The organism is Eikenella sp. HMSC061C02, assembly GCF_001809035.1.
Taxonomy (GTDB): domain Bacteria; phylum Pseudomonadota; class Gammaproteobacteria; order Burkholderiales; family Neisseriaceae; genus Eikenella; species Eikenella corrodens.
In genome coordinates this window covers 54,299-61,780 of record NZ_KV795511.1, presented here as the reverse complement: position 1 = coordinate 61,780, position 7,482 = coordinate 54,299, and the positions used below count along the sequence as shown (strand labels likewise).

General features: G+C 55.9%; 6 protein-coding genes. All 6 read right to left on the bottom strand.

From position 1 onward, the window contains the following. Positions 1-179: 179 nt before the first annotated feature. Complete coding sequence (locus HMPREF2541_RS01425; protein ID WP_023886315.1) at positions 180-929, bottom strand: DUF4261 domain-containing protein; 750 nt, start codon at positions 927-929, stop codon at positions 180-182. A gap of 117 nt (positions 930-1,046) precedes the next feature. Continuing rightward, on the bottom strand, positions 1,047-1,862 hold the full coding sequence (gene pflA / locus HMPREF2541_RS01420; RefSeq protein WP_003821933.1) for a pyruvate formate lyase 1-activating protein: 816 nt from the start codon (positions 1,860-1,862) through the stop codon (positions 1,047-1,049). A gap of 195 nt (positions 1,863-2,057) precedes the next feature. Beyond that, positions 2,058-4,337 carry a formate C-acetyltransferase gene (gene pflB / locus HMPREF2541_RS01415; protein ID WP_003821935.1) on the bottom strand — a complete coding sequence of 760 codons (2,280 nt, stop codon included), beginning with the start codon at positions 4,335-4,337 and terminating at the stop codon, positions 2,058-2,060. 179 nt (positions 4,338-4,516) lie between these two features. Continuing rightward, complete coding sequence (dinB, locus tag HMPREF2541_RS01410; protein ID WP_003821936.1) at positions 4,517-5,602, bottom strand: DNA polymerase IV; 1,086 nt, start codon at positions 5,600-5,602, stop codon at positions 4,517-4,519. A gap of 220 nt (positions 5,603-5,822) precedes the next feature. Continuing rightward, a complete protein-coding gene (locus HMPREF2541_RS01405; RefSeq protein WP_035579735.1) occupies positions 5,823-6,416 on the bottom strand; it encodes a glutathione S-transferase family protein in 594 nt (197 codons plus the stop codon). Between the two features lie 119 nt (positions 6,417-6,535). Next, positions 6,536-7,246, bottom strand: coding sequence for a helix-turn-helix transcriptional regulator (locus HMPREF2541_RS01400; protein ID WP_003821938.1), 711 nt, complete (start codon positions 7,244-7,246; stop codon positions 6,536-6,538). Positions 7,247-7,482 lie beyond the last annotated feature (236 nt).

Sequence of the window (7,482 nt, the reverse complement as noted above, 5' to 3'; positions counted from 1 at the left end):
CTATATTGAGTGATTTTGCTTCCTAAGCCCCAAAACAAATAGTAAAAGATAGTCTAACTTAGTTATCTAGGACAGCCCCAAAAATTATCGTACTTCATGATTTTCCTCCTTACTAAGAATTTGTTAGCACTACCGCTCTTCCACTGTTATGCCATTAAGATCGCCTGAAACAACACTGTTCAGTAGTCGATCTTCAGGGTTTCTTCAGCCACGCCGGCTACAGCCGGGGAGCGGGTGATGGAGAGTTTTTCTTCGGCGGAAAAGCCGATGGTTTCGCCATCTTGCAGGGTAACGTTTTGCGAGATAAGGTAGTCGCTGATGTTGCACAGGAAAGCGTGCAAATCGGCAGGCTCTTGTTCGCTGTTGAGGATTTCGAGCTCCATTTTGTTGAATTGCTCCAGGCCGATGGTGTAGGCACTGCTTCCTTCTTCGCTGCCGTAGAGGCCGATAAATATCCAGGCGGGAATGGGTAGTTCGTTTTCGTGCAGGCTGCTGCATACGTCGCGGTAGAAATCGGGGGCGAAAACGGTGCCGGAGGTGTAGATGCCGATGCTGTTTTCGTCGGCCAGGGCGGCGCAGGCCAGTTTGCTGTAGAGCGCCATCACGTCGACCGGGGTAGCGTCGGTTTCGCCAAGAGGCATCACGACAAGCAGGATGTGCGCCTGATGTTTGGCGGTTTCCTCCACGGCTTCCGGCCAGTAGTAATTAAAGGCGGCATTTTGTTCGGCTTCGCCGTCGGGCAGCGGCGCAGGCATGAGGGAGAGGGCGCAGAGCAGGCCGTTTACGTTGAAGTTGAGGATGCCGTCTTCGTTGGTGATGCCTTCGCCTTCGTCCGGGCTGATGCCCCATTCGTGTTGCAGGGTATGCAGGAAGCGGGCGGGGTCGAAACGGTTTTCTTTCAGCAGGACAAAGCCTTGGGCGTGGCGCATGATGAGCCTTTCGGGAATGAGTGGGAAAGTGGGCAGTATAAGGGGGATGGCGGTAAAAAGGCTATCTGAAAATATTTGGGGGTTTTCAGGTAGCCTTAGTTTGCTTTCCACTGCGGCTCACACGATGGTTTGCTTGCCGTAGCTTTCGATGATCTCCTTTATCCGCAGCATGGTTTCTTTGGGCGGGGGAGACACGCCTTTGAGCTTGTATTCGTCGCCGCACAGCTCCCATTTATGGGCGCCGAGTTCGTGGTAAGGAAGGAGTTCCACGGTGTCAGCGTTGGGCATATCGGCAATGAATTCGCCGAGCAGATGGGCGGAGCGGTCGTCGTCTGTGTAGCCGGGCACGACCACATAGCGGATGCGGGTGGGCTGGCCTCGGTCGGCCAGATAGCGGGCAAAGTGCAACACTTTGGTGTTGGGGATGCCGACCAGCACTTTGTGAATCTCGGGATCAATTTGTTTAAGATCAAGCATAACGAGATTGGTGTTGTCCAGCAGCTCTTCCATAGCGCTGTCGTAGTGCAGGGCGTAGCCGTTGGTGTCGAGACAGGTATGGATGTCGTGCTCGCGGCAGGCCACAAACCAATCGCGGATGAATTGGTATTGCAGCAGGGGCTCGCCGCCGGTAGCCGTTACACCGCCGCCGGTGGCGCGGAAGTAGTGTTTGTAGGAGAGCACTTGCTGCATGAGCTGGGGCACGGTGAAGTGCAGCTCTTTTTCGCTGTGCCTATCCCAAGTGTCGCGGTTGTGGCAGTAGAGGCAGCGCATCAAGCAGCCCTGCATGAAGAGGACGAAACGCAGGCCGGGGCCGTCTACGGCACCGCCAGTTTCTACGGAGTGGACGTAGCCGATGCCTTCGTAGGGGCGGGCGCGGGTGTCAGGCTGCTTTTTAGGCGAAGTATCGGAACTAATAGGGATGGTTTCTGGCATGGTGGTTGGCGTGTGTTGTTTTCAGGTAGCCTTTATGGCTTGAAGCGTTTAGGTAGAAGACTGAAAGCCTGCCATACCCTGTTTGGGCTATAAATGTTCAGGTAGCCTGGGCACAGGAGTGAGGCTACCTGAAAACCGGAATAAATAAAAGTGCCGGAAGGGATTCCGGCACTGATTCCAGCTAGCTGGGCATGATTACATCCGGCTGGTGAAGGTGCGGGTGATCACGTCTTGCTGCTGCTCTTTGGTGAGCGAGTTGAAACGCACGGCATAGCCGGACACACGGATGGTGAGTTGCGGATATTTTTCCGGGTGTTCCATCGCATCCATCAGCATTTCGCGGTTGAGCACGTTTACGTTGAGGTGCTGGCCGCCTTCCACACCAGCTTCGTGGTGGAAGTAGCCGTCCATCATACCGGCCAGGTTGCGTTCGCGGGAGCTTTCGTCTTTGCCCAGTGCGCCGGGGATGATGGAGAAGGTGTAGGAAATACCGTCTTTGGCAAACTCAAACGGCAGTTTGGCTACAGAAGTCAGCGAAGCCACCGCACCGCTCACATCACGGCCGTGCATGGGGTTGGCACCCGGGCCGAACGGCGCACCGGCACGGCGACCATCCGGGGTATTACCGGTTTTCTTACCATATACCACGTTCGACGTAATGGTCAGTACCGATTGGGTCGGGATGGCGTTGCGGTAGGTCGGGTGAGTGGATACTTTCTTCATGAAGCGCTCTACCAAATCGCAGGCAATGCTGTCCACGCGGTCGTCGTTATTACCGAACTGTGGGTATTCGCCTTCGATTTCGAAGTCCACGGCAATCCCGTTTTCGTCGCGAATCGGTTTCACTTTGGCATATTTGATGGCAGACAGCGAGTCGGCAGCCACAGACAGACCGGCAATACCGCAAGCCATAGTACGGCGCACATCGCGGTCGTGCAGCGCCATCAGGGCGGCTTCGTAGCTGTATTTGTCGTGCATGTAGTGGATGATGTTCAGCGCGGTTACGTATTGGGTGGCCAGCCAGTCCATGAAGCTGTCCATGCGGGTCATCACGGTGTCGTAGTCCAATACTTCGTCTTTAATCGGCTCGGTTTTCGGGCCGACCTGGTCTTTGGATTTTTCGTCCACGCCGCCGTTGATGGCGTACAGCAGGGTTTTGGCCAGGTTGGCGCGTGCGCCGAAGAACTGCATCTGTTTGCCGATTACCATCGGGCTCACGCAGCAGGCGATGGCGTAGTCGTCGCTGTTGAAGTCGGGGCGCATCAGGTCGTCGTTTTCGTATTGGATAGACGAAGTATCGATCGACACTTTGGCGCAGAACTCTTTGAAGCCTTGCGGCAGTTGTTCCGACCACAACACGGTGATGTTCGGTTCGGGAGACGGGCCCATGTTGTACAGGGTGTGCAGCACGCGGAAGTTGGTGCGGGTGACCAGCGTGCGGCCGTCCAAGCCCATGCCGCCGATGGATTCGGTGGCCCAAATCGGGTCGCCAGAGAAGAGTTGATCGTATTCAGGCGTGCGCAGGAAACGAACCATACGCAGTTTCATCACCAGGTGGTCGATGAATTCCTGTGCCTGGCTTTCGGTGATCACACCATTTTTCAGATCGCGCTCAATGTAGATATCCAAGAAAGAAGACACGCGACCGAAGCTCATTGCGGCGCCGTTTTGCGATTTCACGGCGGCGAGGTAGGCAAAGTAAGTCCATTGGATGGCTTCTTGCGCGTTTTTGGCCGGGCCGGAAATATCGTAGCCGTAAGAGGCTGCCATTTCCTTCATCTGTTTCAGCGCAATATGCTGCTCGTTGATTTCTTCGCGCAGGCGGATAACGCTTTCCAAGTTTTGGCCAGATTCCAAATCGGCTTGCAAAGAATGATACTGCTCGGTTTTGTCTTCCATCAGGCGGTCGATACCGTAAAGCGCCACACGGCGGTAGTCGCCGATGATGCGGCCACGACCGTAGGCATCGGGCAAACCAGTTAAAACGCCCGATTTCCGGCAGCGGCGGATGTCGGGCGTATACACATCAAACACACCTTGGTTGTGGGTTTTGCGGTATTTGGTGAAGATTTCTTCCACTTCAGGATTCAGTTCCACGCCGTAGATTTTGCAAGAATCTTTCACCATTTTCAGGCCGCCGAAAGGCATGATGGAACGTTTCAGCGGCTCGTCGGTTTGCAGGCCAACGATGGTTTCCAAATCTTTATCGATATAGCCGGGACCGTGGCTAGTGATGCCGGAAACAATTTGCGCATCAATCTTATACGGCGCGTGGGTTTTATTCTCAACCTTAATGCCTTCCATCACTTCCGCCCACAGCTTGGTGGTGGCTTCAGTGGCCGGAGCCAAGAAACTGCCATCGCCTTCATAAGGGGTGTAGTTCTTCTGGATGAAATCACGCACATCGATGCTGTTTTCCCAATCGCCACCTGCAAAGCCTGCCCAAGCAGCTGGACGTTCTATTGCTGAAGCCATATTAACCTCCTGTTTAGTATGAGCAAATAAAATAACGTTGCCAATTAAAATTCACTGTAAAGAATAGCACGCTCCATGCCACTTTGGGCAGAAAACTCTAGTTAATCAGCCTTCCATTGATGTAAATCAAACTTTGTCTTTTAATTATTATTTATCAACAGATTAGAAGCATAAGTGATTCAGGTAGCCTTTCCTGTATCTATACCCTGCTCTGCCCACAATTCCGGCTGACTACCCTGTGGCAACAGGTGGCTGATGCCCAAGCCGATAAGCCGGTAGTCGCGGCCGGCAGGCATGCGCTGAGCCAGCTGTCGGGCGGCCTGCTCCAGCGCGGCAGCATCGGGCAGGACGGAGGAATAGGTTTGCGAGCGGGTGAGGATGTGGAAATCGGCGGTTTTCAGCTTGAGCGTGAGCGTGTGCGCCTGCACTTGTTTGCGCTGCGCCTGCGCCCATAAATCCTTCGCCAAATCAGCCAGGTGGCGGACGATTTTACTAAGCGGCAAATCTTGCGGCAGGGTGATTTCGGTGGAAATCTGCAAACGCTCGCGCTGCGGCTGCACCGGGCGGTTGTCGATGCCGCGGGCGAGGTCGTAGAGGCGGTAGCCCCAGCGGCCGAATAGGTTAACCAATTCGCCGCGCTGCATTTTTTGCAAATCCCCGGCCGTTTGCAGGCCGAGGGCGTGCATTTTTTGCAGAGTCTTTTTGCCCACGCCGGGAATTTTGCCCAGCGGCAGGGTGAGCAAAAATTGGGCGATGCGCGGCGGCGGGATCACGAATTGGCCGTTGGGCTTGCGCCAATCGGAAGCGATTTTGGCGAGAAACTTATTCGGCGCGATACCAGCCGAGGCGGTGAGGCCGGTTTGGCGCAGGATTTCGGCACGGATAGCAGCGGCGATTTCGCTGGCATAAGGCAGGTTTTGCTTGTTATGAGTAACGTCCAGATAGGCTTCGTCCAGCGAGAGCGGCTCGACTAAATCGGTGTGCTGCCGGAACACGGCATGAATCTGCTGCGACACTTCGCGATACAGATGAAAACGCGGCGGCACAAACACAGCCTGCGGGCACAGCCGCCGCGCAGTGGCGGCGGGCATGGCCGAATGCAGCCCGAAACGCCGCGCCTCATAGGAAGCGGCGCACACCACCGAACGGCCGCCCTCCCAAGCCACCACCAAAGGCTTGCCGCGCAGATGCAGCTGCTCGCGCAGCTCTACCGAGGCGTAGAACGCGTCCATATCGATGTGGATGATTTTGCGGGCGGCAGGCATGGCTAGCTGGGCGAATGGGGAAGATACGGATTATAACGGAAGCACAATCTCGTTTCAGGTAGCCTAATCTCAGCAAGCTGCTATAAGTGAGTCTGCCCTCCTACCGCTTGCTGATATAACCACGAAAGTTCTATATCACACGCTTACTAAAAGGCTACCTGAAAGTTAGCTTCATCAAAATTCCGCTCCGCTTTCAGGTAGCCTTTTACGTACCTACTCCCTACTCCTGCGCCTCCCTCGCTGCCGGCCGTTGCAAATGCCGCTGCATATAGATTGCAAACGGCTCAACGTTTGGCACCACTTGGGTGCGGAACATGCCCCAAGCCAAGAGGCCGCTCAAGTATAAATCGAGCGCACTAAAGTGTTGTCCCACAGCGTATTCGCGGCCGTCGGCCAGCAGGGTTTGCAGGGTGTGCAACGCGGTATCGAAATCGCCATAGCCGATAGAGCGGCGCCGATCTTCGCTCTGAGGCACTTGCTGCCAGCGGTCGAGAATGGCGTATTCGAGCTGCGTGCCAAACCACAGCCAGCGGTAGTATTGCCCGCGCTCCGGCGTGCCCGCAGCCGGGATCAGCCTTTTTTCGGGGAAAAGCTCGGCCAGATAGGTGAGGATGGCGGGCAGCTCGGTAATCACTTGTCCGGCGTGCTTAATGGCGGGCACTTTGCCCATCGGGTTGATGGCCAAATAATCCGCCTCTTTGAGCTGCGAGTAATCCAGCGTCACGGTGTCGTAATCCGCGCCGCATTCGGCCAGCATCCAGCGTACATTGTTGCCGCGCGAAGGGTGCACGGTATAGAGGGTGATTTTTCTCATGATATTTCCTTTTAAAACAGTTGATTGTGCTTTCAGGTAGCCTGAAGTGCCGCCATGATACGCCATGGCTGTGTCAGTTTTTGTCAGCAGCCAAGGCCATAGCTGAAACGAAATCAACACTAGCGGCTCAAATCAAACGCGCTCAAATCCAGCCCTTCCTGCTGCCGCCAGCATTGCAGCAGCAGGCGGTGCTGCATGGGATAGGCCGCGCCGATTTGGGCTTGCGTGATGCGTTCGCAGCGGAAATGGCGGAAGGCCTGCCGCAATGTGCACCAGGCCGCCAACAGCCGCACATCATCCAAATAGCCCAGCGCCACCGGCCACACCGTGCGCCTGCTGGCCTGCCCGCGCAAATCCGTATAGCTGAAGCTGAGCGCCGTTTCCTGCCGCAAAGCCTGCCGCACCAGCGCCAACACCTGCGCTTCGCCGCTCCCATACGCCGTGCCGCCCATCGGATACACCGCATGCGCCGCCGCCTGCTCGGCCAGGCGTGCCGGCAACACCGCGTGCACCTTGCCCAACACCGAGCGCGCCGCCTCAGCCATTTCGCCGTCGGCATGCGCTGCCGCCCAACGCATGCCCAACATCAGCGCTTCCAGCTCGTTTTCGCTAAACATCAGTGGCGGCAGATTGCAATCCCGCTGCAACACAAAACCCACGCCTGCTTCCCCGCCAATCACCGCGCCCTGACCGCGCAAGGTATCGATATCGCGATACACCGAGCGCACGCTGATGCCCAGCTCCTGCGACAACAGCCGCGCACTTTTCGGATGGCGGCTGGCACGCAGAAGCTGCAAGAGTTTGAGCAGGCGGTCGGTACGGCTGGGCATGATGAATCTCCGGATGGTTTTTCAGGTAGCCTGACTGCTTGAATGGGAGGCTACCTGAAAATAATTAGGGATGATACCGCATTTGCAGTTGACAGCGGCAAGCTGGATAAACTCCAACTAAGCAGTCGATACACTTCCCATCTGAGAGAGCTAACTACATGCTACCTGAAAACTGATAAGAACAAGCCAACACCAGCAACGGCGTGGCACTTGCTGCATGATGGTTCAGCTCACCG